General features: G+C 68.0%; 16 protein-coding genes. 4 read left to right on the top strand and 12 right to left on the bottom strand.

What is annotated here, in order from left to right; all coding sequences use genetic code 11:
* The first annotated feature begins 167 nt into the window (after positions 1-167).
* A complete protein-coding gene (locus NUG21_RS14625) occupies positions 168-863 on the top strand; it encodes a helix-turn-helix transcriptional regulator (RefSeq protein ID WP_160948320.1) in 696 nt (231 codons plus the stop codon).
* 57 nt (positions 864-920) lie between these two features.
* Complete coding sequence (locus NUG21_RS14620) at positions 921-1,580, top strand: glutathione S-transferase family protein (RefSeq protein WP_263391252.1); 660 nt, start codon at positions 921-923, stop codon at positions 1,578-1,580.
* Positions 1,581-1,975: 395 nt separating this feature from the next.
* On the opposite strand, the gene mutS is transcribed toward NUG21_RS14620, so the two are convergent.
* The 8 genes from mutS to NUG21_RS14580 all read right to left on the bottom strand — a co-directional run bounded on the left by mutS (position 1,976) and on the right by NUG21_RS14580 (position 13,455).
* Complete coding sequence (gene mutS, locus NUG21_RS14615; RefSeq protein WP_160948322.1) at positions 1,976-4,567, bottom strand: DNA mismatch repair protein MutS; 2,592 nt, start codon at positions 4,565-4,567, stop codon at positions 1,976-1,978.
* 312 nt (positions 4,568-4,879) lie between these two features.
* Positions 4,880-6,148: a phosphatidylserine decarboxylase family protein gene (locus tag NUG21_RS14610; protein ID WP_263391251.1), complete on the bottom strand. Its 1,269-nt coding sequence runs from the start codon at positions 6,146-6,148 to the stop codon at positions 4,880-4,882.
* The gene (locus NUG21_RS14605) at positions 6,141-7,019 is read right to left on the bottom strand and encodes an HvfC/BufC N-terminal domain-containing protein (RefSeq protein ID WP_263391250.1); all 879 of its coding nucleotides are present in this window, start codon (positions 7,017-7,019) and stop codon (positions 6,141-6,143) included. Before NUG21_RS14605 ends, NUG21_RS14610 begins: the two co-directional genes overlap by 8 nt.
* Positions 7,020-7,071: 52 nt before the next feature.
* Positions 7,072-8,040 (bottom strand): MNIO family bufferin maturase, encoded by a 969-nt coding sequence (locus NUG21_RS14600; protein WP_263391249.1) that lies wholly within the window; start codon positions 8,038-8,040, stop codon positions 7,072-7,074.
* Positions 8,041-8,050: 10 nt separating this feature from the next.
* Positions 8,051-10,141, bottom strand: coding sequence for a ferritin-like domain-containing protein (locus tag NUG21_RS14595; protein ID WP_263391248.1), 2,091 nt, complete (start codon positions 10,139-10,141; stop codon positions 8,051-8,053).
* Positions 10,142-10,771: 630 nt separating this feature from the next.
* Positions 10,772-11,581 (bottom strand): SDR family NAD(P)-dependent oxidoreductase, encoded by an 810-nt coding sequence (locus NUG21_RS14590; protein ID WP_263391247.1) that lies wholly within the window; start codon positions 11,579-11,581, stop codon positions 10,772-10,774.
* A 58-nt stretch (positions 11,582-11,639) separates the two neighbouring features.
* A complete protein-coding gene (locus NUG21_RS14585) occupies positions 11,640-12,443 on the bottom strand; it encodes an SDR family NAD(P)-dependent oxidoreductase (protein ID WP_263391246.1) in 804 nt (267 codons plus the stop codon).
* 64 nt (positions 12,444-12,507) lie between these two features.
* Complete coding sequence (locus tag NUG21_RS14580) at positions 12,508-13,455, bottom strand: alpha/beta hydrolase (protein WP_263391245.1); 948 nt, start codon at positions 13,453-13,455, stop codon at positions 12,508-12,510.
* Between the two features lie 481 nt (positions 13,456-13,936).
* On the opposite strand from NUG21_RS14580, the gene NUG21_RS14575 reads away from it, so the two are divergent.
* On the top strand, positions 13,937-14,902 hold the full coding sequence (locus NUG21_RS14575) for an AraC-like ligand-binding domain-containing protein (RefSeq protein WP_263391244.1): 966 nt from the start codon (positions 13,937-13,939) through the stop codon (positions 14,900-14,902).
* 90 nt (positions 14,903-14,992) lie between these two features.
* On the opposite strand, the gene galA is transcribed toward NUG21_RS14575, so the two are convergent.
* The 4 genes from galA to NUG21_RS14555 form a co-directional block, all read right to left on the bottom strand.
* Complete coding sequence (gene galA / locus NUG21_RS14570) at positions 14,993-17,554, bottom strand: beta-galactosidase GalA (protein ID WP_263391243.1); 2,562 nt, start codon at positions 17,552-17,554, stop codon at positions 14,993-14,995.
* Positions 17,551-18,726 (bottom strand): glycoside hydrolase family 53 protein, encoded by a 1,176-nt coding sequence (locus tag NUG21_RS14565; protein ID WP_263391242.1) that lies wholly within the window; start codon positions 18,724-18,726, stop codon positions 17,551-17,553. The genes galA and NUG21_RS14565 overlap by 4 nt, the downstream gene beginning before the upstream one ends.
* Before the next feature lie 16 nt (positions 18,727-18,742).
* A complete protein-coding gene (locus tag NUG21_RS14560) occupies positions 18,743-21,439 on the bottom strand; it encodes a TonB-dependent receptor (protein ID WP_263391241.1) in 2,697 nt (898 codons plus the stop codon).
* Between the two features lie 326 nt (positions 21,440-21,765).
* A complete protein-coding gene (locus NUG21_RS14555; RefSeq protein ID WP_242082172.1) occupies positions 21,766-22,659 on the bottom strand; it encodes a LysR family transcriptional regulator in 894 nt (297 codons plus the stop codon).
* 133 nt (positions 22,660-22,792) lie between these two features.
* Here NUG21_RS14555 and NUG21_RS14550 point away from each other — a divergent pair, with 133 nt between their 5' ends.
* The gene (locus NUG21_RS14550; RefSeq protein ID WP_317852491.1) at positions 22,793-23,770 is read left to right on the top strand and encodes a YeiH family protein; all 978 of its coding nucleotides are present in this window, start codon (positions 22,793-22,795) and stop codon (positions 23,768-23,770) included.
* Positions 23,771-23,780: the final 10 nt, after the last annotated feature.

The following is a 23,780-nucleotide window of genomic DNA, read 5'->3' as shown; positions in this document are numbered from 1 at the left end:
TGCGGTGGTCTCTCCTTGTGTGGGCGCGTCCACGCGCGATGGCGCGGCCGCTGCCGCGCTCCCGCCTGGCAGCGGTCGAGTATACGGTCCGCGCACGACGGCTCGTGCTGGTTGCGCACCGTGGACGCACTGCTGCGAGCGTGTGCGTGCGGCACTATCCTGTCGCGATGACCCAACGCGCCACCCGTCTGCTGCGCCTGCTCGACGCCCTGCGCGGGCGCCGCCGCCCCGTGGCCGGGGCGCAACTCGCCGCCGACCTGGGCGTGAGCCTGCGCACGCTGTACCGCGATATCGCCAGCCTGCGCGGGCAGGGCGCCGACATCCTCGGCGATCCCGGCGTGGGGTATGTGCTGCGCCCGGGTTTCCTGCTGCCGGAGTTGAACTTCAGCGAGGACGAGCTGGAGGCGCTGACCCTGGGCGCGCGCTGGGTGGCGAGCCAGGCCGATCCGGAACTGGCGCAGGCGGCGCAGCGCGCCATCGCCCGGATCGGGGCGTCGCTGCCGGCGCCGTTGCGGCTGGCGCTGGAGACCAGCGGGCTGCTGGTGCCCGCGGCCACGCCTGCGCAGCCGGCGGCGCCATGGCTGCCGGTCCTGCGCCGCGGCATCCGCCTGGAGCACGTGCTGCACATGGATTATGCCGACGCCGAGGGGGTTGCCTCGCAGCGGCGCATCTGGCCGTTCGCGATGGCTTTCCTGGGCGGCTTCGGCATGATCGCGGCGTGGTGCGAGCTGCGCGGCGACTTTCGCCATTTCCGTGCCGACCGGGTGCTGGCGCTGCGCGACGACGGCGCGCGCTATCCGGACCGCAGGCATTTGCTGATCCGGCGCTGGCGCGCCGCCACCGGACACGGCGTCGGCTCCTGACAGCGGCTGTCAGCAGGGGCGGCGCAGACTGCGCGGCGTCCACCACGGAGTTCGACCATGTCCCACGATCTTGTGCTCTACACCCACCCCATGTCGCGCGGCCGCATCGCGCGCTGGATGCTCGAAGAAACCGGCCTGGCGTACCGCGCGCAGATCCTCGACTACGGCACCGGCATGAAGGCGCCGGACTATCTGGCAGTCAACCCGATGGGCAAGGTGCCGGCGCTGGTCCACGGCACCGCCACGGTCACCGAGAACGCGGCGATCTGCGCCTACCTGGCGGACCTGGTGCCGGAGCGACAACTGGCGCCGCCGCCGGGATCGTCCGCGCGGGGCGATTACTACCGCTGGCTGTTCCTGCTGGCCGGACCGGCCGAGGCGTTCCTGACCGCCAGGCAGCAGGGCGCGCTGGCACCGGCGCACAGCGCCGGCTACGGCCATGGCGAGGACCTGCTGGACATGCTGGAGCAGGGCGTGGCCGGGCGCGAACACCTGGCCGGCGACCGCTTCAGCGCGGCCGATCTGTATGCCGCCGCGTTCCTCGGCTTCTACACGCGGATCGGCGTGCTGGAAGCGCGGCCGGCGTTCGTCGCCTTCGCGCAGCGGCACATGGCACGGCCAGCGGCGCAGCGTGCCGCGGCCATCGACGATGCGTTGCTGGCCACGCATCCGAATCCCTTCATGCCGCGTCCGAGCGCGGCGCCGGCGAGCGTCTAGCGGGATGTGGATGACTGGTGGTTGGGTATGCCGTGTGGCCGGACCCTCGCCCCAACCCCTCTCCCGACGGGAGAGGGGCTCTAGCACTTCCCTTGTCCCGGAGGGAGAAGGTGCCCCGCAGGGGCGGATGAGGGTGCGGGCGCAGCCTCGTGTGCCCTGACGCCGCGAGACGCTTCGCGCCGGATCCTCACCCCCACCCCTTTCCCGACGGGATGGGGCTATGGCGCTTCCCTTGTCCCTCCGGGACCATGGCCCCCTTTTGGGGAGAAGGTGCCCCGCAGAGGCGGATGAGGGTGCGGGCGCAGCGTCGTGCGTCCTGACGCCGCGAGACGCTTCGCGCCGGACCCTCACCCCAACCCCTCTCCCGGTGGGAAGGGGCTAAATCCGCAGGCCGCCTACAGCAGCGACTTGAGCCGGTACAGCGCCTCCAGCGCCTGCTTGGGCGTGAGTTCGTCCGGATCCAGTGCGGCCAGCGCTTCCTGCGCGGCGGACGGCGTGGCCGCGAACAGGCCGAACTGCTGCGGCGCGTCCAGCGCCTGCGGTGCCATCTGCGAGGCATGGCTCTCGCCGCCGCGCTGCTCCAGTTCCGCCAGGCGCCGCCGCGCCTGCGCCACGGTGGCCTTGGGCAGGCCGGCCAGCGCCGCCACCTGCAGGCCGAAGCTGCGGTTGGCCGGGCCGTCCTTGACCGCGTGCATGAACACCAGGCGGTCGCCGTGCTCGACTGCGTCCAGGTGCACGTTGGCGATGCCGCTGGGGCCGCCTTCGACCGATTCGTCGGCCAGCGCGGTCAGCTCGAAATAGTGCGTGGCGAACAGCGTGTAGCAGCGGTTGTGGTGGGCGAGGTGGCGCGCCACCGCATCGGCCAGGGCCAGGCCGTCGTAGGTGGAGGTGCCGCGGCCGATCTCGTCCATCAGCACCAGCGACTGCGCGGTGGCGTGATGCAGGATGTAGCTGGTCTCGGCCATTTCGACCATGAAGGTGGATTGGCCGCGGGCCAGATCGTCGCCGGCGCCGATGCGGGTGAGGATGCGGTCGATCGGGCCGATCACCGCGCGCCGTGCCGGCACGTAGCTGCCGATGTGCGCAAGCAGCACGATCAGCGCGTTCTGGCGCATGTAGGTCGACTTACCGCCCATGTTCGGGCCGGTGATCACCAGCATGCGCCGGTCGGGGTGCAGGTCCAGGTCGTTGGGTTCGAACGGCTGCTCGCGCACCGCTTCCACCACCGGGTGGCGGCCGCGTTCGATACGCAGGCAGGCGCCGCTGTCCAGCTCCGGCTGGGTCCAGTCCAGCGCCTGTGCGCGTTCGGCAAAGCCGGCCAGCACGTCCAGTTCGCTGAGCGCGGCGGCGGCGCGCTTGAGCGGTTCCAGGCGCTCGCCCAGCGTGTCCAGCAGGCCTTCGTAGAGCAGCTTCTCGCGCGACAGCGCGCGCTCGCGTGCCGACAGCACCTTGTCCTCGAAGTTCTTCAGTTCTTCGGTGATGTAGCGCTCGGCGTTGGTCAGGGTCTGGCGGCGGCTGTAGTGCACCGGCGCCTTGTCGGCCTGGCCCTTGCTGATCTCGATGTAGTAACCGTGCACGCGGTTGTAGCCGACCTTCAGCGTGGCGATGCCGCTGCTGGCGCGTTCGCGCGCTTCCAGGTCGATCAGGAACTGGTCGGCGTTGGTGCTGAGCCGGCGCAGTTCGTCCAGCTCGGCGTCGTAGTCGGCGGCGATCACGCCGCCGTCGCTGAGCTTGAGCGGCGGCTGCTCGGCGATCGCCGCCGCCAGCAGGTGCGCGATCTCGTCGTGCTGGCCCAGCTCCGCCGCCAGCGCCGCCAGCCGCGGCGAGTCCAGCGGCGCCAGGATCGCGCGCACCTTCGGCAACAGGCCCAGGCCATCGCGCAGGGTGGAGAAGTCGCGCGGGCGCGCCGAGCGCAGGGCGACGCGGGTGAGGATGCGTTCGACGTCGCCGAGCGCGCGGAACGCCTCGCGCAGGTCGGCATCGGCGCCACGATCGATCAGCGTGCCGACCGCGTGGTGGCGCTGCACCAGCACCTCGCGCAGGCGCAGCGGACGATGCAGCCAGCGCCGCAGCAGGCGCCCGCCCATCGGCGTCACCGTGCTGTCGAGCACGCCGAGCAGGGTGTTGCGGGTGTCGCCGTCGACGCGCGTGTCCAGTTCCAGATGGCGGCGGGTGGCCGCGTTCATCGCGATCGCCTCGCCGGCGGTCTCCATCGCGATCGCGGTCAGGTGCGGCAGGCGCTGCTTCTGGGTTTCCTCCACATAGCCGAGCAGGGCGCCGGCGGCGGCGGTGGCGCGCGGCTTGTCGTCGATGCCGAAGCCGCTCAGATCGTGCAACTGGAAGAACGCCAGCAGTTGGCGGCGGCCGCTGTCGGCGTCGAACAGCCACGGCGGACGGCGGCGCACGCCGCGGCGCTCACGCAGGAATTCCGGCCACTGGTCCTCGTCGGGCACCAGCAGCTCGGCCGGCTCCAGCCGCGCCAGTTCCGCTTCCAGCGCGTCCTCGCTGTCCACCTCGTTGACCAGGAAGCGGCCGCCGGCCAGGTCGGCCCAGGCCAGGCCGTAGCCCTGCTTGGTGCGCGCGATGGCCATCAGCAAGGTGTCGCGGCGCTCGTCCAGCAAGGCCTCGTCGGTCACCGTGCCGGGGGTGACGATCCGCACCACCTTGCGCTCGACCAGGCCCTTGGCCAGGGCCGGATCGCCGATCTGCTCGCAGATCGCCACCGACTCGCCCAGCGCCACCAGCCGCGCCAGATAGCCCTCGTAGGCATGCACCGGCACCCCGGCCATCGGAATCGGTGCTCCGCCGGAACTGCCACGCTGGGTCAGGGTGATGTCCAGCAGCCGCGCGGCCTTGCGCGCGTCGTCGTAGAACAGTTCGTAGAAATCGCCCATGCGGAAGAACAGCAATAGGTCCGGATACTCGGACTTGGCGGCGAAGAACTGCTTCATCAGCGGGGTGTGTTCGGGGACTTTCTCGGAGGTCATGGCGCCTTCGTGCGGACGTGCGGGGCGGCAGCGCATGGGATGCGCCGCCGCTGCGACAGGGGCATGGGGCGGCAGGCCGCCCGTGGGGGAGGCAAGTTTAGTGGATCGGGGGTGCGGCTGGTCGGCTGGGGGGCCGAACCCTCCGTGCGCCGGAGGGTAGGAAGCGCGGCGCCTGAAGCACTACCGGTTGCCAGCGCCGCTGGCAACCGGTGTCGTCGGCAATGGATGTCGCGTCGATGCCTGGCGGGTTGCCGGCGCAGCGTCGCTGTTCGGCGCCGCTGCACGTGTCGCGCTCGCAGGCTGCGCGACAGGTCAGACCGGAAGGTTGAGGGTCGCCAGTTGCGCGTTGACCTGGATGGTGTCCTTCTGCTGTAGCGCGCCGAAGTTCAGCGACACCTTCTTCTCGAACACCACGCACAGCGTGGATCCGCCGTAGCTGAAGTAGCCGAGTTCATCGCCCTTGCTGACGTGCTGACCATCGGCCACGGTCTGGCTCAGCGAGGAAATCTCGGTGATGCCAATCGGCATCACGAACACCGTGCCGATTCGCGCGTCGTCGGCGGTGATGGCGACGATGCCACGGTTGTTGACGGCGGCGCCGTACACCTGCGAGGCCACGCCGGCATCGCCATCGAACGTGCTGTCCTCGTTCTCGCTGAACAGCAGCCCGTCCACGTTGCGGTACGCCACCACGCCGTCGACCGGTGCGTGCCAGCGGTGGTAGTCGGCACCGCTTAGAAAGATCTGCACGACGGTGCCGCCGACGAAGCGCTGCAGCGTCGCCGGGTCGGGGTTGGCCAGCATGTCTTGCAAGGAGTAGGCCTTCTCCTTGATCCAGAACACCGCGGTCTGCTGCACGTCGGTGGCGATGCGGTAGACCGTCCCATCGTTCGGCGAGGTGACGATGCCGGAGTTGCCGACGCCGGCGATGGGACGGACCTTGGACTGGATCTCGCGATGGAAGAACGCGTTGTAGGAGCCGAAGCCGCCGTACTCGGCGTCCCAGTCGATCACGAAGTCGGCGAGCTTGAATTCGGCGATGGCGGCCGTGCCGAGCCAGCCGGTCACCGGGTCCGCGTTCAGCACCGAGCAACTCGCCGGGCTGTCGAGATAGGCGGCCCAGGTCTCGAGGATGCCGCGGATTCTTTCGTTGAATGCATCGAGACGGAACAGCGCCTTGCCGGCCGATGTCGCCATCATGTCGACGAACAGTGCCGACATGGGAAACAGCACGCGCTTGTTCGGGTCGGCATTGTATTCGGGCGCGGTGCTGCAGATCAGGTCCAGCTGCGCCAGCACGTCGTCGATGGAGGTGACGTGCGGCGGCGGCTGGACGATCTGTGCGATGGCCTCGGTCACGTACATCCGCACGATCGGGTCGGTCGCGATCAGGTCGGCCAGGCGCTGCACGGCGTCGTGCGCATAACCGGGTGCCGCGCCGTCGCGGTGTCGTAGGGCGCGTTCGCGAAACGCGCCCTGCCAGTGCCGCAGGCCGCTGCGATCTTCCGGCAGATAGCCGGCGAGCCAGCCGAAGCTGTTCCGGTAGTGCGCGTCGAGCGCGCTTTCGTTCACTTCAGTCATGTGCGATGTCCTTGTCGTGATGGATGGACGCATCGGGGGGCTGGAAGGCCGGCAGCGCGGACGCCGTGAGCGGCGTCAGCGTCGCGATGCTCGATACCTGCGCATCGGGCAGCCACAGCGCGAGCAGGGCCAATACTTCGCCCACATCGCGACCAGTGCGCCGTGCGGCTGCTTGGGCGCACGCATGTAACGGGCGAGGATCGCGTGCGGCGTGGCGCAGGGCGAAGAACTGCCAATCGGCGATCGCCGAGACGGTGGTGCGGAACTGATGGCGGCCAATGCACAGGAAGCTGGGTTGTTCGGGCTGCGGAACCGAGGTCGCGGTGCCGGACAGCCAATCGCGAAACGCAGCGCATGGGTAGGACAGCATGGCCAGGCGCGTGGTCGCCGGCACGCCGATGCGGCAGGGCCAGCCGAGCGCGAGCGCAGAGGCGTCGACGGCCGGCGTGTGCGCTGCAGCCTCCAGGCCCTCCGCACGGCTGGCCTCGGCCATGGCGCGCTCCAGCCACGCCAGTTGCACGGGGAAGCGATCCCGCGCCTGGCCCTGGCGGCGTTGGGACGCGCGCAGGAAGGCGGGAAATCCCGCACCCAGCGTATGCAGCGATGGTGCGCGCGGCGGGTGCGTGCTGAGGTAGGCGCGGGCAAAGAAGCCGAACAGGTCGTCGCCGAGCAGGCGGCACAGGGTCGGGAATTCCGCTCGCAGCGCCTCGATCAGGCGTTGCCAATAGCCGTTGGCGTAGATCGCCAGGCGCGCCTGCGGGTCGACCCCCTCCGGCGACGCCAGCAGCCTGCCGGCATCCAGCCCGAGCAGGTCACCGGCGTAGCGGAGGCCGGCGGCGAGTCCGCCAGGATGCGTGGTCGCGCTCAGCATCCAGCGCTGCACGTCGGCGAGCGCTGCCGGCGCCGTTCCGGTGGCGCCGGCGTCAGGCATCGGCAGGTTCCCTCGGTGCGTAGTGCAATGGCGTGGACACGGCGTGATCGGCGCAGACGGGATCGGCCATGGCCGGCATCGAGCCGGCCATGACGGCGCGTGCCTTGTCCAGCTCTTCCAGCAGGCCGTCGTAGTCCGGCAGCCTGGCGTCCCATTCCAGCAGGGTGGACACGCCGCCGGTGAGTTGCTGCGCGAGCGCATACAGTTCCCAGACACGGCCAGGCACCGGTTGGTCGTGGGTGTCGATCAGGCAATCGCCGTGGCGGGTGGGGCCGGCCAGGTGGAGTTGCACCACATGATCGGCGGGCAGGGCGCGCAGGTAGCGCTCGGGATCGAAGCGATGGTTGTGCGCGCTCACATAGACGTTGTTGGCGTCGAGCAGGATGCCGCAGCCAGTGGCAACCGCCAGGCCGCCGAGGAAGTCCCATTCGGGCATGGTCGAGGTCTGGAACTGCACGTAGCTGGAGGGGTTTTCCAGCACCAGCGGCCTGCCCAGGATGTCCTGGACCTGCAGCACGCGATCGCGCACATGCGCGAAGGATTCCGCATTGAACGGCAACGGCAGCAGATCGTGCGCATTGTGCGAGCCGAGCCCGGTCCAGCACAGATGGTCCGAGATCCACGCGGCATCGACCTCGCCCGCCAGGCGCTTGAGCTTGCCGAGATAGTCGTGATCCAACGGTGCGTCCGATCCGATCGATAGGCAGACGCCGTGCATGACGATAGGCGTCTGCTTGGCGAGCGCGTTCAACATCGCGCGCTGGTACCCGGCATCCTCGATGTAGTTTTCGGAGATGATCTCGAACCAGTCCACGCGCGCTCCCCCGGCCAGAATGGCCGGGAGATGCTGCGGGCGCAGGCCGACGCCGAAGCCCAGGTTTGGCAGGCCCAGACGTGGTGGCGTGGCGCTTGGCGCAGCGTGCTGCGGCCTCGCGTGCGCTGGATCTGCAATGTCCGTCATCGCGTCGCGCTCAGGTCGAGGGCGGCAGGGCGACGCGAAGGTCGGTGGGATTTGGCTGGTCGCCCACCGGCAGTTTGCGCTCGGTCATCACCTTCTTGTACGCCTCCCATGCGATGTCGTAGACCGAATCGCCGACCGCGAACGCCTGCGTCGTCAATGGCACGGGGGTGTAGTTCGAGCCGGTGAAGTCGAAGACCTGCATGGTGCCGGCCGCCGGATACAGTTGCGATGCCGAAATCGGCACGGCGCAACCGCCGAAGCCGCCGCACTTGTTGTTGGCCGGCGCGCTGTACAGCGTGGGTGCGCCGCAGGTTCCGCCGACCTGTTCGCCCGCTGCTGCCTTGGCGGCCGCCTGCGCCGCTGCCGCGACGCGTTGACCGCAACCGCCGCCGATGGCCTGCGAGCAGTTGCCGCTGCCGTCCACCGAGTGCACGAATCCGCAGCCGCCCTGGGTGGCGCAATTGTTGGAGCCCTTGCAGCTGTGATAGATCGCCGGCGCGGCGCAGTCGCCGCCGGATCCATCGAGGGCGAGTCCCTGGCAGGCGTGCAGCAGTGCACTTGTCGCTTGCGTACTGCTTGTCACCTTCTGCAGGGTGGGCGCGTTGCCGTAGATCGCCCAGTACAGGCCCAGGCGATCGCCGGAGCCGACCATCGACGGATACGGGAACTGGACATCGGTGGCGCCCCAGGACTTGCTCAACACCGTGGTGATGCCGGCGAGCGCGCCTTGCGCGACGTTGTCCAGCGCGGTGGGATCGACCTTTTTCAGATTATTGAGTGCGATGGCCACGTCATTGGGTTTGGGGATGTTGCTTGGCGCGGTGGAGGGATCGAAATCGGAGTTGGTCAGCATGGCCCCCGTCCAGACGTTGCTCGAAATCGCGTGCCATTGGCTCCAGGTCTGCACCTGTCCGACCAGCCCCAGCAGGTTCTCGAAACGCTCGTGGTGGTCCAGCGCGCCATTGGTCGCGCGTGCGTCGGCATCCGTGGAGGTGGCCGATGCGCCCGTGTCGGTGTAGGAAGGGTGGTTGTTGGCCATCGCCTCCTTGTCGGGCTGGTAGATCGGAAGCACGCTGTTGATGTCGGCCAGCGACATGCCGGTCTCCAGCGCGCGCGTGTGCAGCATGTCCAGGAACGCGCGCGTGGTCGACGCGTCGAAGCCGCCTTCACCCTGATCGCAGATCGCGGTCATCATGGTGATTGCCTGGATGCCGGCGGCGACCGCGGCGTTGGCGGTGATCTGTGTCGGCATCAGCGGATACTCCTTTTCCGCGGGTTTGACCGTGCTGTTGAACAGGTCCCATTGCCCAACAGGTCCGACGAACAGCTTCTCCCACAGCAGCTGTCCGTCCTCGTACTTGATGGTCATGTACCGGTACAGGCTGTAGTACATCCATCCGATCGTCCCGAACAGCGGCAGGTCGGTTTCCTTGCTTTGTGCCGTCCAGTTCGAGAACGGGACCTGGGGGAAGTACGCATTGCTTGGGTCGGGCTTGATCCGGGCGAGCGCGGCCGCGTGGTCTTCCTCGATGAGAGTGAACAACGTGACCTGGTCTTCATTCAGCTCGGACAGCTGCACGGTCAGCTCGCTGCCGACAGAGGGATCTTTCAGGTCGCGCAGATCGAGCACGTGCGGGATGACGGTCTGTGTGGGGCCGTAGCAGATCCAGTTGTAGTTGGCGTCCTGCAGCAGCGGGCTGTTGAAATTGGGCTGCACGCCGACGGCGTTGCAGATGTTGGCCGCCATCTGCAGGTGCAGCATCTCGTCGATGAAGACCGAGAACAGCAGGTTGTAGGCGCGCTGTGGTGCGGTCGCGGGCGAGGTGTCGTCGGCAGGTGTCACGACGCCGGTCGCCATGCCCGGCCAGACGCGGCCCTTGTAGTAGGAAATGCCGCTGGCGTTGATCGCGTGCGTGCCCTGGATCGACTTCATCGTGCACATGTACAGCGGGATGGTGAACAGCTCCACGTTGACCGCGGCCTGCACCAGCGCCTTCAGCGCTGCGGTGTCGGCCGCCAGTTCGCTCAGTGGCTGTCCGGTGATCTGAACCGGCTGCTTGGGGATGATGCCGCGGACGGCAGGGGCTTGCGATGCGCTCATGAAACCTTCTCCGTGGTGGGCCTGGCGTTGGGCTGGGTGATGGACAGGCGCAAGCAACTGCACCTGCGTGTTCCACGTGGTGGTGCGGATGAGGCGTTGAGTCGGTAAGGATGTCGAGCGCGCGAACAGGTGTCGCGCGAAGAGCGGATGCGATGCGAGTCTGTCGTCTCGGCATGCCCCCGCATGCCTGGTGTGTGGTGCGAGATATAGGCGTCGACGCAAAGTGCGTCAATCGATCTGCGACACTTGTCTCAAAGTGTCTACTTCACGAGACGCCAGCAGCGCTGCTGCCGCGTGGACGACAAGACGTTGATGAAGATGCGCCCGCGGGACGGCGCGAGGCGCTGGCGCGCGCCACGCAGGCTCGTGGTGCAGGGGGAATCCAGCACGCCGGTCGCACAAAACGATAGTGGAGCCGGTCGCGACCGATGCGCTCGATGCTTCTGCAGGGCCCCGTCGGGGCCCGCGTCGTGCAAGCCGTGTGTTTTCAATAGGCAGGCGAAGATTCGGAGCTGTTTAGCGTGCGCGAGTTAAATGTGCCAAGTGGTACAGAGGCGGACGCCTGATGAAACAGCGCGACATCACCGTATCAGTGCCTCACGCCAGGGATCGACGCGGTCTGACGTGTCATCACGGCGCGTCGCCCGGCATGTACAGCGGCGGGTTTTCGGCGCCATCGACGGGGAGCAGCACTCCGGAGAGGAAGGCCGCTTCATCGCTGGCGAGGAAGGCGGCGACCTGCGCGACGTCGGAAACCTCGGCAAATCGGCCGAGGGCAATGGTTCCGGCAATGAAATTCATCAACGGTGCGTTATCGGTGAGTTCGCGGGTGAGCGAGGTCTTCACCATCGTCGGGCAAATGCCGTTCACCCGAATATTGTATCTGCCGTACTCGAGCGCGGCGGAGCGGGTCATCTGAGCGGCGGCAGCCTTCGATACGTTGTAGATCGCTTGCATCGGCGGCTGCCTGAGTGCGGCGGTCGACAGCATGTTGATGATCGATCCTCCGCCCGCGGAGATGAAATGCTTGGCGGCCTCCTGCATGCCGAACCACATGCCTTTGACATTGACGTCAATCGTCCTGTCGAAATCGGCGTCGGTAAATTCGTGGAAGCGCTTGCCTACGATGCCGATGCCGGCGTTGTTGACCATGATGTCCAGCCGGCCAAACGACGACAATGCGGCTTCAATGGCGCCTTGTGCCGCCTCGCGCCTTGTCACATCGTAATCGACGAAAATCGTATCGCCTCCGATCTCGGCAATCAGGTCGGCGGTCGACAGGTCGGGGCGCTCGTCGAAACTCCCGGGCCTGGGCAGCCTGACGATGTCGCCGGCGACAACCTTGGCACCGGCGCGCGCGAAAGCCACCGCGATGCCTCGGCCGATTCCCGTCGCGGCCCCAGTGACGATTGCGACCTTTCCATGCAACGAACCGCTCATGTTTCTACCCTTCGTTTTGCGAATGTGGTTTCCGGCGAGGCACGGTGCCTTGCTTATCTCAACGTGCCGTCGCACCGCCGTCGATCGCGATGGCGGCGCCATTGATGAAGGCCGCCCCGTCCCCTGCCAGGAACACCGCCGCTGCCGCAATGTCGTCGGCCGTGCCAAGACGCGAGAACGGCGTCGCCTGGCGGAACCGCGCCACGGTCTCCGGGTCCTCGAGCGCGGGGCGGGTCATTGCGGTTTGAATGGGACCTGGCATGATCGCGTTCACCCCGATCCCATGCGGACCGAAGTCGACGGCCAGTTGACGCGTCAGCGCAAGTACAGCGCCCTTGGATGCGCAGTAGGCCGGCTCCAGCGGCAGGCCGGAAACCCCGGCCGCCGAGGCGATGTTGATCACGCGCCCGCGGGAACGGCCGGGCAGCGGTTCCTGCTGCAGCATCTGACGCAAGGCGAATTTGCATCCCAACCAGACACTCTTGGCGTTGACTGCCATGGTCAGGTCGTAGTCCTCTTCGGACTGGTCGACGATGGTCTCCAGTCGGGTAAAGATGCCGGCGTTGTTGACCATGATGTCGAGGCGGCCAAACGAAGACACCGCGGCATCCACCGCGCCTGAGACCGCCGAAGACTGCGTGACATCACATTCCACGAAGGTTGCGCTTCCACCGATTTCGGCGATGAGTTCTGCTGTCGACAGGTCCGGTCGCTCGTCGTAGCTCCCGTCCTTGGGCAGCCGAATGATGTCGCCGACAACGACGCGGGCACCGGCCCGTGCAAGCGCAACTGCGATGCCGCGCCCAATCCCGGTGGTTGCCCCGGTGACGACTGCAACTTGTCCATCCAGCACTGCGCGCATCGCGTGGTCCCTTGATCGTGCGGATCAAGTCGTCAGAAAAAGCAGGACGCTTCCTCTTCGGCCTTCAGACGGCGGGCCGAAGGTGCTTGTCGAACCAGTCCAGCGAAGCCTTGGCCGTCTGGAAGAAGTAATCGTCGTAGCACGAGTAATGCCCGCAAGGAAAAACCACGAGATCCTTGTCCGGACACCGCGCACGTTCGAAGGCTTCCCGCGTCAGGGCGACGGGGATCAGGTCATCGTGTTCGGCGCCGATCAGAAGGAACGACCTGGGCGTGATCCTGCCGATGTACGCCATCGGCTCGAAGCAAAACTGGGATTCCAGGCTGCGGACCGTGACTTCATTCCTCCAGTTCGGCGCGACCGCCGCAACGCGCATGCACCATTCCCAGGAGTTCCTCGTGGGAAGGATGCATGGGGTTCGAGCGGGGTCTTCGGCCGCAATGGCGACCGTTTGCGGCGCTTGGCCGGCCGCCCGATGCTTGCGGTCGGTTTCGAACATTCGCAACATGTTCTGGCGCACTTCCGCGGGCAGCATGTTCCAGATGGCGCCTCCGCTGAGGAACGGCACGGTGCTGACCAGGCAATGCACCCGGTGATCCATCGCCAGCGCTTGGATGGCAGTTCCGCCGCCATAGCTGGCGCTCCATACGCCGACGCGTGCAGGATCGACGCCCGGCAGCGTCAGCGCAAAGGAAATGGCGTCCCGGAAATCGCTGACTTGCAGGAAAGGATCGATCTCCTGCCGAATACGTCCGCCGCTTTCTCCCAGGCTTCGCGGATCGTAGGTCAAGACGCCGAAGCCGGCGGCGGCAAGGTAGTCCTCGAAGAAGTGCTCCGGATACCCTTCCTTCACCGCGCTGAAACCGTGGTGCATGATGACAATCGGTTGCGGTCCCTGTTTCGCTGCTGCGGGAAGATAGTGCCAGCCTTGCAGGGTGACACCGTCGTCCGTCCTGAAGGCGACATCCGTCCGCTCGTAAGTCCGGGTTGGCTCTGCCGATGGCATCATCATGTCCTCATAAGTCTGGCGGTGCAGTGCCGAGCTTGTCCGAGCAGTCTGCGCACCTGGATGGTCTGTTGTCCGATTAAGGGGCTATCTCGCTCGTCGTCCGGCAGGCTGCCGATGTCGCGTCGCGAGGCCGCTGTCCCTTGCGTTCTCTTTTGCTCTCCCTAAACGCCCTGGTGGCGGGGTCTGCCCGGGGAGATATCGACTTCTGTCTGTGAGTCGGTCGCGATGTGCGTGTTTCGATGACGGAAAGCATGCCTGCGGGCCGATGTCGTGTCTTTGCACTGGCGGCCCATTGAATTTGCGATTCAGGAACTGGTGGTTGCCACACTTGCGACAGGATGTCGATGCGCAGGCGCTGAAAATTCGCAAGAAATGCATGCCTACCGTGTGCTTGCTGAGGTTCCCGCTTTCTGTTGCGCCGCCAAATTGACTCCCTGCCGCAAACTCTTCACGATCCGTCGCAGTTCGGTTGGTGGGGCTTGCAGTGAAGTTGCGCGCACCAAAGCGTTCAGACGACATGATCCCGGTGAGCGGCGATTCCGCCGCCTGGGCGGCTTCGCTCGGCTCCCTGTTCGTCGAACTGGAAGTGGAGCAGCTCGAGGCGCAACCGCCGACTGGGCGCATGTATCGCTATCCCTTCGGGGAAATGACGTTTATCCGGGCCATCACGCGCGGGGGCGCTCATCGTGCCGTGCGTTCGCAGCGGTTGATTCAGGCCTCGACAAAAAACGACTTCGCCATTGCGTTGTTGATCAGCGGCAGCGTGACCCTCCGCCAAGGTGCTGGCCAGGCGTCTCTGAAGCCTGGAGATATGGCCATCTTCGACAGCAGTCGTGAGTACGCCATCGAGGTGTCGCGGGGATTTGACGCGCTCTGGATGGGCGTCCCCAGGCACCGTCTCGAAGGCAGGCTGACTGCGGCGACCGAGGTTCTCGCCCAACGTATCGATGGTGGCCGGGGCGTGGGTCACGTCGCAAGCAATCTGTTGCGCGCGGCGCTGGATGAGGCGCACCAACTCAGTCCGGCCGAGGCGAACCGCATTGCCAATCACCTGCTGGATCTCCTTGGCTTGGCCCTAGCCTCGCCGGATCGCGCTGCGCCTCCAGCGAGCCAGAGCCGCTACGTGTCTTCCACGCTGCGGCGTGTACAGGGCTTCATCGACAGGCACCTCGACGATGAGACGTTAACGCCAGAGGTCATCGCCCAGGCGCATTACGTGAGTGTTCGCTATCTCAACAAGTTGTTCGAGCGCGAAGGGACGTCTGTCGCGCGCTGGATGCGCTTGCGGCGGCTCGAGCGCTGTCGATCGGACATAGAGAACCCATCTCAGCCGCAGCAAAAAATCAGCGAGATCGCCTACAGTCACGGCTTCAGGAACGTCAGTAGCTTCAATCGAATTTTCAAAAGCTACTTTGGTTGCTCGCCACGGGCTTTGCGTGACGCCCGGTGAGGGGCGGCGTGACGTCTGCAGCGAGGGCCGATGGCCGCGGACCTTCGTGGCAATTGCTTCCCTCCCGCGTCGGCGGGAGGGATCGACGCCTCAGGCCACGAACGGCCGCGACCGCGCGCGTTCCACCGGCAGCGCCAGCCGCGCCGGTGCCAGTCCAGGCGCCGTGGCCTCCAATGTCAGCGTGCCCGCCGTGCGCGTGGTCTGCAGCAAGGCCATGCACAGGCCGTTGAAGGCGCGGCGCTGGTCGGCCTTGTCGCGTTCGTGGCTGGACGGGTCGCCGTTGCCCACGCCGATCAGGCGACCGGGACCGCGGACGGCGAAGTGCACGGTGTCGCCGGCGGTGGGCACGATCCGGCCCTGCGCGTCGACGATCTCCACCGCGACCACGGCCACGTCCTCGGCGTCAGCCAGCAGATTTGCCCGGTCGCAGCGCAGGCGCACCGCGGCCGGGGCGCCGACGGTCTCGCGGCGTTGCGTCAGCACCTGCTTGCCGTCACGGTAGCCGCGCGCTTCGATGCGGCCGGGCGCGTAGCGCACGCGCCACTCGACGTGGCCGTAGGCCGGCACCTGCTGCAGGCCCTGGCTGACGCCGTTGACCAGCAGTTCCACCGCGTCCAGGTTGCTGTGGCACCACACGTCGACCATGCCGTTGTCGCGCTCTTCCAGCACGCCGTCCCAGTTCCAGTGCGGGAACAGGTGCAGCACCGGCGCGGCGGTCCATTGCGCGCGGTAGTACCAGTAGTTGTCCTTGGGGAAGCCGCAACTGTCGAGGATGCCGAACTGCGAGGCCACGTTCGGCCAGCGGTTGTACGGGGTCGGCTCGCCGCGGTAGTCGAAGCCGGTCCAGACGAAGCCGCCGGCGATGTACGGGCGCTGCGCGACATAGCTCCACCAGGCTTCTGCGCTGCTGGCCCACCAGGGATAGTCGAGGTCGTAGGCGCGGGCGTAGCCGCGCACGTCGTCGGTGCGGTAGTTGCCGCGCACGCCGACGGTGCTGCCGGTTTCGCTGCCGTAGACCGGGATCTGCGGATGGCGCGCATGGAAGGCGTCCATCTGCGTGGTGCGGTAGTTGAAGCCGACCACGTCCACGACCTGGCCGACGCCGTCGTCGAAGCCCTTGTCCATGGCGAAGGTGGTGGGGCGGGTCGGGTCCAGTCGGCGGACCAGGCGCTGCATGCGCGCGACGATGCGCGCGCCGCGCGCGGTGACCATCTGCGGCTCCTCGTTGCCCAGCGACCACAGGATCACGCAGGGATGGTTGCGGCCGCGCCGCACCATCGCGGTCAGTTCGGCCATGGCCTCGTCGTCGGAGGACATGCGTCGGGTCTCGTCGATCAGCAGCAGGCCCAGCCGGTCGCACAGCTCCAGCACCGCCGGCGAGGCCGGGTTGTGCGCGCTGCGGTAGGCATTGCAACCCATCGACTTGAGCTGGCGCAGGCGCCATTCGTGCAGTCGGTCGGGAATGGCGGTGCCGACGCCGGCATGGTCCTGGTGGTTGTTGGTGCCGTGCAGCTTGTAGACGGCGCCGTTGAGCAGCAGGCCGCGCTGCGGATCGAACTGCAGGCGGCGCACGCCGAAGTGCGTCGTGGTCGCGTCGCAGGTACGGCCATCGCCGAGCACGCGCGTGGACAGCGTGTAGCGTTGTGGGTTTTCCGGCGACCACGGCGCGGGCGTGCCCAGGTCCAGGGACTGCTGCACGCGCTGCACCACGCCCGGTTCGACCGTGACCGGCGCCGAGCTGGCCTGGGCGACGATGCGCCCGTCGGGCGCGCGGATCACCGACACCACGCTGCACTGGCGCGGCGTGGCGCCATTGTTGCCGAGCTCGGTCTCGACCAGCGCCTGCGCGTCGCCGCCGTCCCAGGCGCTGCGCACGAACACTCCGTCCATCGGCACGTGCAGCGCGTCGGTGGTGCGCAGCCAGACGTGGCGGTAGATGCCGGCGCCTTCGTAGAACCAGCCCTCGCCGAGGGTGGCGTCCACGCGCACGGCGATGATGTTCCTGGCGCCGTAGTCAAGCACGTCGCTGAGGTCGACCTCGAAGCCGCAGTAGCCGCTGCCGTTGCGGCCGACGATGTGGCCGTTGCAGAACACGATGCAGTCGCGGAACACGCCGTCGAATTCCAGGCTGATCCGCTTGCCCAGGTCCTCCGCCGGAATCTCCAGCACGCGCCGGTACCAGCCGATGCTGGTCTGCGGATCGGTGCGGCCCAGCGGTGTGTAGCCATGCGCGGCAGCCGGGTCTTCGCCATTGACCAGGGTGGAGGTCGGGTCCTGGCGCGGCGGCAGCGCCACCGCCCAGTCGTGCGGCAGGTCGATGCGCTCCCAGTCGCTGTCGTCGAAGGCGAGCAGGGCGGCGTCGGCGGTGTCCTTGCCGCCCTTGGCGTAGGTGCGCTGGAAGGTGCCGAAATGGAAGTCGCACGCCGGATCGTCGGCGTGGCCGAGATGGAAACGCCAGCCGCCATCGCACAGCAGGCGCAGGCGCGGTGCGTCGTCGTCCAGGTCCAGCGGTAGTGGCGGCAGGGTGCTGGCGCTGGCGGGCGCGGCGGCCAGCGCGGCCGGCGCCAGCGCCGCGGCGGCACCGGGCACCGCCACCTGCACGCCGCCGGCGACCAGCGAGCGCAGCAGGTCGCGGCGGCTCAGTTCGATCATGGCCGCGCGTCCTGCGCGGGCGCGGCGGTGGTGCCGGCGGCAGCGGCCGGCGCCGGCCGGTAGGCGTGCTGCATGAAGTCGATGCCGGGCAGCAACGCGTTGCCGTGGCGGAAGTCGAAGAAGCTGGCGTTCTCCCACGAGGAGCCGACGCCCCAGCGGGTCTTGCACTGGTTGCTGGTCCACGCCGGCTCCCAATACACGACGCCGCTGCCGCCGTTGTCGATCACCAGTTGGGTGAGGTCGACCAGGTACTTCAGTTGGCCCTGCGGCGTGGCCGGGTAGCCCTTGATCAGCGAGTCGGCGCCGAGCAGGTTGGGCGAGGGGTCGCCGCTCTCCAGCGTCCACGGGTAGGCGGTCTCCACCACCATCACCTCGGCCCGATAGCGCTGGCGCAGGCGCTTGATGGTGGCGCCGAGCTGGTCCATGGTCTCGCGCGACCACTTGCGGTAGTAGCTGATGCCGATGAAGTCGAAGTCGCGCACGCCGGCCTTGGCGGCGTCGGCGAACCACGGCTCCACGTTCTCCGGCTGGGCGATATGCAGCATCACCTTGGGCTTGATCGTCGAGCGCGCGCCGGCGTCGCGCACCGCCTGGATGCCGGCGTTGAACAGCTTGGCGTTGCGGGTCCAGTCGATCGGCCGGCGCTTGTCCCAGGGCTGGCTGTCCATCAGGTCGGAATTGCTTTCGTTGCCCACCTGCACCAGTTCCGGCATCAGCCCGGCGCGGTCCAGCGCGCTGAGCGTGTCGTAGGTGAAGCCGTACAGCGTGCGCGCCAGTTCGTCCTGGTCGGTGATGTTGGCCCAGGCCTTGGGGATCAGTTGCTTGTCGCCGTCGGCCCAATCGTCGGAGTAGTGGAAGTCCAGCAGCACCTGCATGCCCTGCGCGCGCGCGCGGCGGATGGTCTTCTTGACGTCGCTCAGGTCGCTGTAGCGGGTCCAGCGCGCATCGTTCCACAGGCGCACGCGCACCAGGTTGGCGCCGTGCGCGTGGAACAGCTCGAACGGGTCGCGCACCGTGCCGTGGTCGCGGTACTGCACGCCGCAATCCTCCATCTCGTTGACGTAGGACAGGTCGGCGCCGAGGTACAGCGGGCCCGCGCCGGCCACGGGCGCGGCGAGGGCGGCGGCGAGGGCCAGCGCGAGCGCCGGCAGCCAGGTGCGTTGGGATCGCATGCGGGTCTCCGGCGGCTCAGAACGTGTAGGTCGCTTCCAGGGCGAAGCGGCGGCCGAACAGTTGGTAGCCGCCGTCGTCCTGGTTGGCGAGCCGGTTGCGCTTGTTGTCGCTGTACGCGCGCAGCGGCTCGTTGGTCAGGTTGCCGACCTGGAACTTGAAGCCCAGGTGCTCGCTGTAGCGCCAGGCCAGGCTCAGGTCCACCGTGCCTTCGCTCTCCAGCCGCGCCAGCCGCGCCGCGTTCCAGCCGTACACCACGGTGTAGGGGCTGTGGTACTTGTAGCCGATCCGCGCTTCGAAGCTGCCGTTGTTGTACCAGAGGTCCAGCGTGCCGGTGTTGCGCGCCAGGCCGCTGAGCGGCAGCGGATTGTCCGCCGGCGAGAACTCGTGCAGGTTGGATTCCACGTACGAGTAGTTGGAGTAGATGCCGAAGTTCTCCATGTGCGGGATGAAGAAGAACGGGGTCTGGAAGGTCAGTTCGGCGCCGTTGATGTAGCCGCCGCCGCCGTTGAACGGGCCGCTGATCAGGTAGTCGCGGCCGTCGATGGTCTCGTGCTGGGTCTTGTAGCCGATGCTCGAATCCACCCACTTGCGGTACAGCGCCAGCGCGGCCAGTGCTTCCTTGTGGAAGTACCACTCGTAGGACAGGTCGAGCTGGGTGGCGCGGAACGGATTGAGCTGCGGGTTGCCGCCGCTGCCGGTGAGCTGGCCGACGGTGGTGTTGGGGTCGTCGAGCGCGCGCCCGGTGCGAAGTTCGTCCAGCGGCGGCCGCGCCATCACCTTGGCGACCGAGACGCGCAGGATGCGCTCGGGATCGATCAGGAAGTTGACCGTGGCGCTGGGCAGCACGTCGGTGTAGGTCTTGCCGGCGCTGCTCGGCTGCACCACGCCGCCGACGGTGTCGTAGCCGTGGCTGTCGGTATCGGTGTGGACCACGCGCACGCCGGCGTTGCCGGTGACGTCCACGCCGAACCACTGCGAACTGAACACCGCCTTGGCGAAGGCCTCGCGCACGTTCTCCTCCACGTTCCAGTGGTCCAGGCGCTGCTCGATGGCCAGGCTGGGATCGAAGCCGCCGAAGCCGAGCCTGGCGATCGCGTCCAGGTCGCCGCCGGTCAGGGTCGGCACGTTCAGGTCCGGCATCGTCTCCGGGTAGATCAGGTCCTGGTAGGCCGAGATCGGCTGGCCGTAGCCGGACTGGGAGCTGGTGAAGTGGCGGTTCTGCTTCTCGCGGCGCGCGGCGCGCGCACCGAATTCCAGTGCGGTGATCGGCGAATCCTCGATCGCACGGCTGGCGCTCAGCGCCAGCGCGGCGATGCGGTCGCGCAGCGCCTGCGGTTCGGTCTGGCCGCTGATGCCCCATTCCGGCGCATCGGAACTGGTGCTGATGGTGGGGGTGACGCCGTGGCGGAAGTCGAACGACACCGTGTCCGGATTGCTGCCGAAGCGCACCGCGCGCCAGTCGTTGTCGCGCTTGGCCTGCGAGAACGACAGGTCGCTGCCCAGCGTCCACACGTCGCCGCGCCACTTGGCGTTGAGGCCGCCGGCCGCCAACGTCTTGACCTCGTCGTAGTTGGCGATGACGTGGTCCACCTGCAGCCTGGAATTGGCCAGGGTGCCGGCGACCACGTCGCCATCGACGATGGTGTAGGACGAGCCGGGCGTGGTGTACGGATTGCTGGCCGAGTAGATGCTGTAGCCGAGGTTGTTGAACCAGTTCTGGCGCTGGTCCTCGTCGATGCGGATGCGCGAGTACAGGCCGTCGAGCTTGAGTTCCAGGTTGCCCGAGCGCCATTGCACGGTGCCCATGGCGCCGGTGCGGGTCTGCTCGGTCAGCTTGAGCTGGTCGGCCGCGCCCCACGGTGTGTAGTCGACCTTGCCGTCGCCATCGACGTCGCGCGCGTTGCTGGCGTCGGTGTAACCCCAGGTGCCGATCGAGACGCCGGCGTTCTTCTGCTTCTGGTAGGTGGCGCCGAGCGCGACCGCGAGGTTGTCGTTGATGCGGTGGATCCAGCTCGCGCCCAGGCGCTGGCCCCACGGCGAATAGTCGCGTGCGTCCTTGGCCTCGTCGTAGTACACCGGGCCGGCGGTGGCGACGAAGGTCGGGCCGGTGTGGTCGAGCGGATTGATGGTGGAGATGTCCACGGTGGCGGCGATGCCGCCGGCGATCAGGTCCGCCGACGGGGTCTTGTAGACCTTGACGGTAGAGACGATCTCGGTGGGGAACACTTCCCAGCGCACCGCGCGGTTGGGTTCGGAGGAGGCGATCTCGCGGCCGTTGACCGTGCCCATGGTCATGCGCGGGCCGAGGCCGCGCACCGTGGCCAGGCTTTCGTTGCCGCGGTCGCGGGTGCCGTTGACGCCGGGCAGGCGCACCAGCGCCTCGGCCACGGTGACGTTGGGCATCTGCCCCATGTTGTCGGCGGAGATGACCTCGACCACGTGGTCGTCGAGCTGCTTGGCCTGCACCGCCTGTTCCAGGCTGGCGCGCTGGCCGACCACCATCACGTTGTCCAGGGTGACCGGCTGCTGGCCGTTCTTGGCGTCGGTCGTGGCGGGCGGCGTGGCCGCAGCCGCCGGATCGGCGGGGGCGCTCTGCGCGTGCGCGGCGAAGTTGCCGGACAGGGCCAGGACGATGGCCGCGCCCAGCAGATTGCGGGCGGCAGGGCGGTGCGCGCGCCGGCCGGCCGGGCGACGGAGCTGTTCCAAAGGCATTTTTGTTCCCTCCCAGGACAAAAAGTGACCGATCAAGTTGGCATGGACCGAAAAAATCCGGTCCTGGGGCATCGGCAGGCGGCCTGCATGACGGCAGGCTGTCCCGATCGTTGTCCTCGATGACGTGTCTGCCGGCGTGGCGGGGCGGGCGCGGCATGTCCGGCGATGACTGCGCGGACATCCCCGATTCGCTGCCTTGGCGCGCGAGAGACCGGGAGCGAGGATAGAAGCGCCAGGCATTCCATTCCAATGAAGCATTTGCCGAGGGCTATCTCGTTTTGGAATGAATGTCGCGCGCCGGGTCCCGCTGCCGGTCCGCGCGACCCTCAGGCCGCGGCGGACGCGGCCTGCAAGCCCAGCAGGGCCGCGGCCGCCGCCCCCAGGCTGCGTTCGCGGTGGCGCAGCGCATGGAAGCTGCGTTCGCCCAGGGCCACGGCGAGGGGCTGCAGGCGGCCGCTCTCCAGCCATGGGGCCGCGGCCAGTTGCGAGATCGCCGCCAGGCTGTGCCCGGCCTGCACCGCCGACAGCACCGCTTCGTTGGAGGGCAAGGACAGGGCCACGCGCAGGCACTCAGGGGCGATGCCGGCGGCGCGCAGTGCCGCCTCGAACGCCGAGCGGGTGCCCGAGCCGGGTTCGCGCATGATCCAGGTGCTGTCGGCGACCAGCCGTGCCAGCCCGGGGCGGCGACGCCCCGCCAACGGATGGTCCGGCGCGGCGACCACGCGCAGCCGATCGTGGTCCAGCGGCGAACTCAGCAACTCGGGGGCCTGCACGCCGCCCTCGACGAAGCCCAGTTCGGCGCGCCCCTCGCGCACCGCGCGCGCCACGCTGTCGGTGTTGCCCACGCTCAGGCGGATCTCGATCTGCGGATAGCGCGCATGGAACGCCATCAGCCGGGTCGGCAGCCAATAGCTGGCCACGGTCTGGCTGGCGTGCAGATCGAGCGTGCCGCGCAGCACGCCGCGCCATTCGCTCAGGGCCAGTTCGGCGGCGCGGCTGCGCGCCAGGATCGCCTTGGCGTCCTCGCAGAACGCGGCACCGGCCGCGGTCAGCATCAGGCCGCGGCCGACCCGGTCGAACAGCGCGACACCGTATCGATGCTCGAGTGCCTTGATCGCGGCGCTGGCCGCCGACGGCGTGCGATGCGCGGCGTGCGCGCCCAGGGTCAGGTGCTGGCGTTCGGCCACCGCCACGAACAGCGCGAGTTGTTCCAGGGTCATGCGGCCACCGTTCGGGCTGATCGAACGAAACGTGCACCATTATGCGATTGAACCAAACGGTTTGCAGGCGCACGCTGCCGCCACTTCGAGCCGGCTCGTTCCCATGCGCACGCACTTGCACAGATTTTCGACCTTGCTGCCCGGGCTGGCCCTGGCCATCGCCGTGGCGGCGCTGGCGTGGCTGGCCGAGCGCGCGCAACTGCAGTGGTTGGGCCGGCGCTGGATCGACGCGCTGGTGTTCGCGATCGTGCTGGGCACGCTGCTGCGCACGGCCTGGCGGCTGCCGCCGTCCAGCCACGCCGGCATCGCCTTCGCCGCCAAGCTGCCGCTGGAACTGGCGATCGTGCTGCTCGGCGCGTCGGTCGGCATCGGCGCCATCGGCGCGGCCGGCGGCCTGTTGCTGGGCGTCATCGCCGGGGTGGTGGTGCTGGCGATCGTCCTCGGCTACGGCATCGGCCGCGCGCTGGGGCTGCCGTCGCGCCTGGCCACCCTGGTCGCCTGCGGCAACGCGATCTGTGGCAATTCGGCGATCGTCGCCGCGGCGCCGGTGATCGACGCCGACTCCGACGACGTTGCCGCGGCGATCGCCTTCACCGCTGCGCTTGGCGTGCTGGTGGTGTTGCTGCTGCCGCTGGCGGTGCCGTTGCTGGGGTTAGACCAGCGTCACTACGGCATCCTCGCCGGTCTGACCGTATACGCGGTGCCGCAGGTGCTGGCGGCGACCGTGCCGGTGGGCGCGGTGAGCGCACAGGTGGGTGCACTGGTCAAGCTGATGCGGGTGCTGATGCTGGGGCCGGTGATGCTGTTGCTGGGGCTGATCCGCGGCGGATCGCCGGCGCAGCGGCGCCCGGCGCACGCGTTGGTGCCTTGGTTCGTGTTCGGCTTCGTCGGCATGATGGGCCTGCGCGCGCTGGGCGTGTTGCCTGCGCCGCTGATCGAGGCGGCGCAAGCGCTGTCGTTGCTGTTCACCCTGGTAGCGATGGCCGCGCTGGGCCTGTCGGTGAACCTGCGCAGCGTGCTCGCGTCCGGTGGCCGCGTGCTGGCGGCCGGAACGCTATCGCTGTTGGCGCTGGCCAGCCTCAGCGTGCTGCTGCTGCGCTGGTTGCCGTAGCGCCGGCGCG

The organism is Xanthomonas sp. CFBP 8445, from assembly GCF_025666235.1.
Taxonomy (GTDB): Bacteria; Pseudomonadota; Gammaproteobacteria; order Xanthomonadales; family Xanthomonadaceae; genus Xanthomonas_A; species Xanthomonas_A indica.
The sequence above is the reverse complement of the archived record's forward strand: the minus strand, read 5'-3'. Positions and strand labels throughout refer to the sequence as shown.

What these genes read in the sequence shown, in the direction of transcription:
- NUG21_RS14625 (WP_160948320.1), top strand. Translation starts at nt 168, where the DNA reads ATGACCCAACGCGCCACCCGTCTGCTGCGCCTGCTCGACGCCCTGCGC.
- NUG21_RS14620 (WP_263391252.1), top strand. Translation starts at nt 921, where the DNA reads ATGTCCCACGATCTTGTGCTCTACACCCACCCCATGTCGCGCGGCCGC.
- mutS (WP_160948322.1), bottom strand. Translation starts at nt 4,567, where the DNA reads ATGACCTCCGAGAAAGTCCCCGAACACACCCCGCTGATGAAGCAGTTC.
- NUG21_RS14610 (WP_263391251.1), bottom strand. Translation starts at nt 6,148, where the DNA reads ATGACTGAAGTGAACGAAAGCGCGCTCGACGCGCACTACCGGAACAGC.
- NUG21_RS14605 (WP_263391250.1), bottom strand. Translation starts at nt 7,019, where the DNA reads ATGCTGAGCGCGACCACGCATCCTGGCGGACTCGCCGCCGGCCTCCGC.
- NUG21_RS14600 (WP_263391249.1), bottom strand. Translation starts at nt 8,040, where the DNA reads ATGACGGACATTGCAGATCCAGCGCACGCGAGGCCGCAGCACGCTGCG.
- NUG21_RS14595 (WP_263391248.1), bottom strand. Translation starts at nt 10,141, where the DNA reads ATGAGCGCATCGCAAGCCCCTGCCGTCCGCGGCATCATCCCCAAGCAG.
- NUG21_RS14590 (WP_263391247.1), bottom strand. Translation starts at nt 11,581, where the DNA reads ATGAGCGGTTCGTTGCATGGAAAGGTCGCAATCGTCACTGGGGCCGCG.
- NUG21_RS14585 (WP_263391246.1), bottom strand. Translation starts at nt 12,443, where the DNA reads ATGCGCGCAGTGCTGGATGGACAAGTTGCAGTCGTCACCGGGGCAACC.
- NUG21_RS14580 (WP_263391245.1), bottom strand. Translation starts at nt 13,455, where the DNA reads ATGATGATGCCATCGGCAGAGCCAACCCGGACTTACGAGCGGACGGAT.
- galA (WP_263391243.1), bottom strand. Translation starts at nt 17,554, where the DNA reads ATGATCGAACTGAGCCGCCGCGACCTGCTGCGCTCGCTGGTCGCCGGC.
- NUG21_RS14565 (WP_263391242.1), bottom strand. Translation starts at nt 18,726, where the DNA reads ATGCGATCCCAACGCACCTGGCTGCCGGCGCTCGCGCTGGCCCTCGCC.
- NUG21_RS14560 (WP_263391241.1), bottom strand. Translation starts at nt 21,439, where the DNA reads ATGCCTTTGGAACAGCTCCGTCGCCCGGCCGGCCGGCGCGCGCACCGC.
- NUG21_RS14555 (WP_242082172.1), bottom strand. Translation starts at nt 22,659, where the DNA reads ATGACCCTGGAACAACTCGCGCTGTTCGTGGCGGTGGCCGAACGCCAG.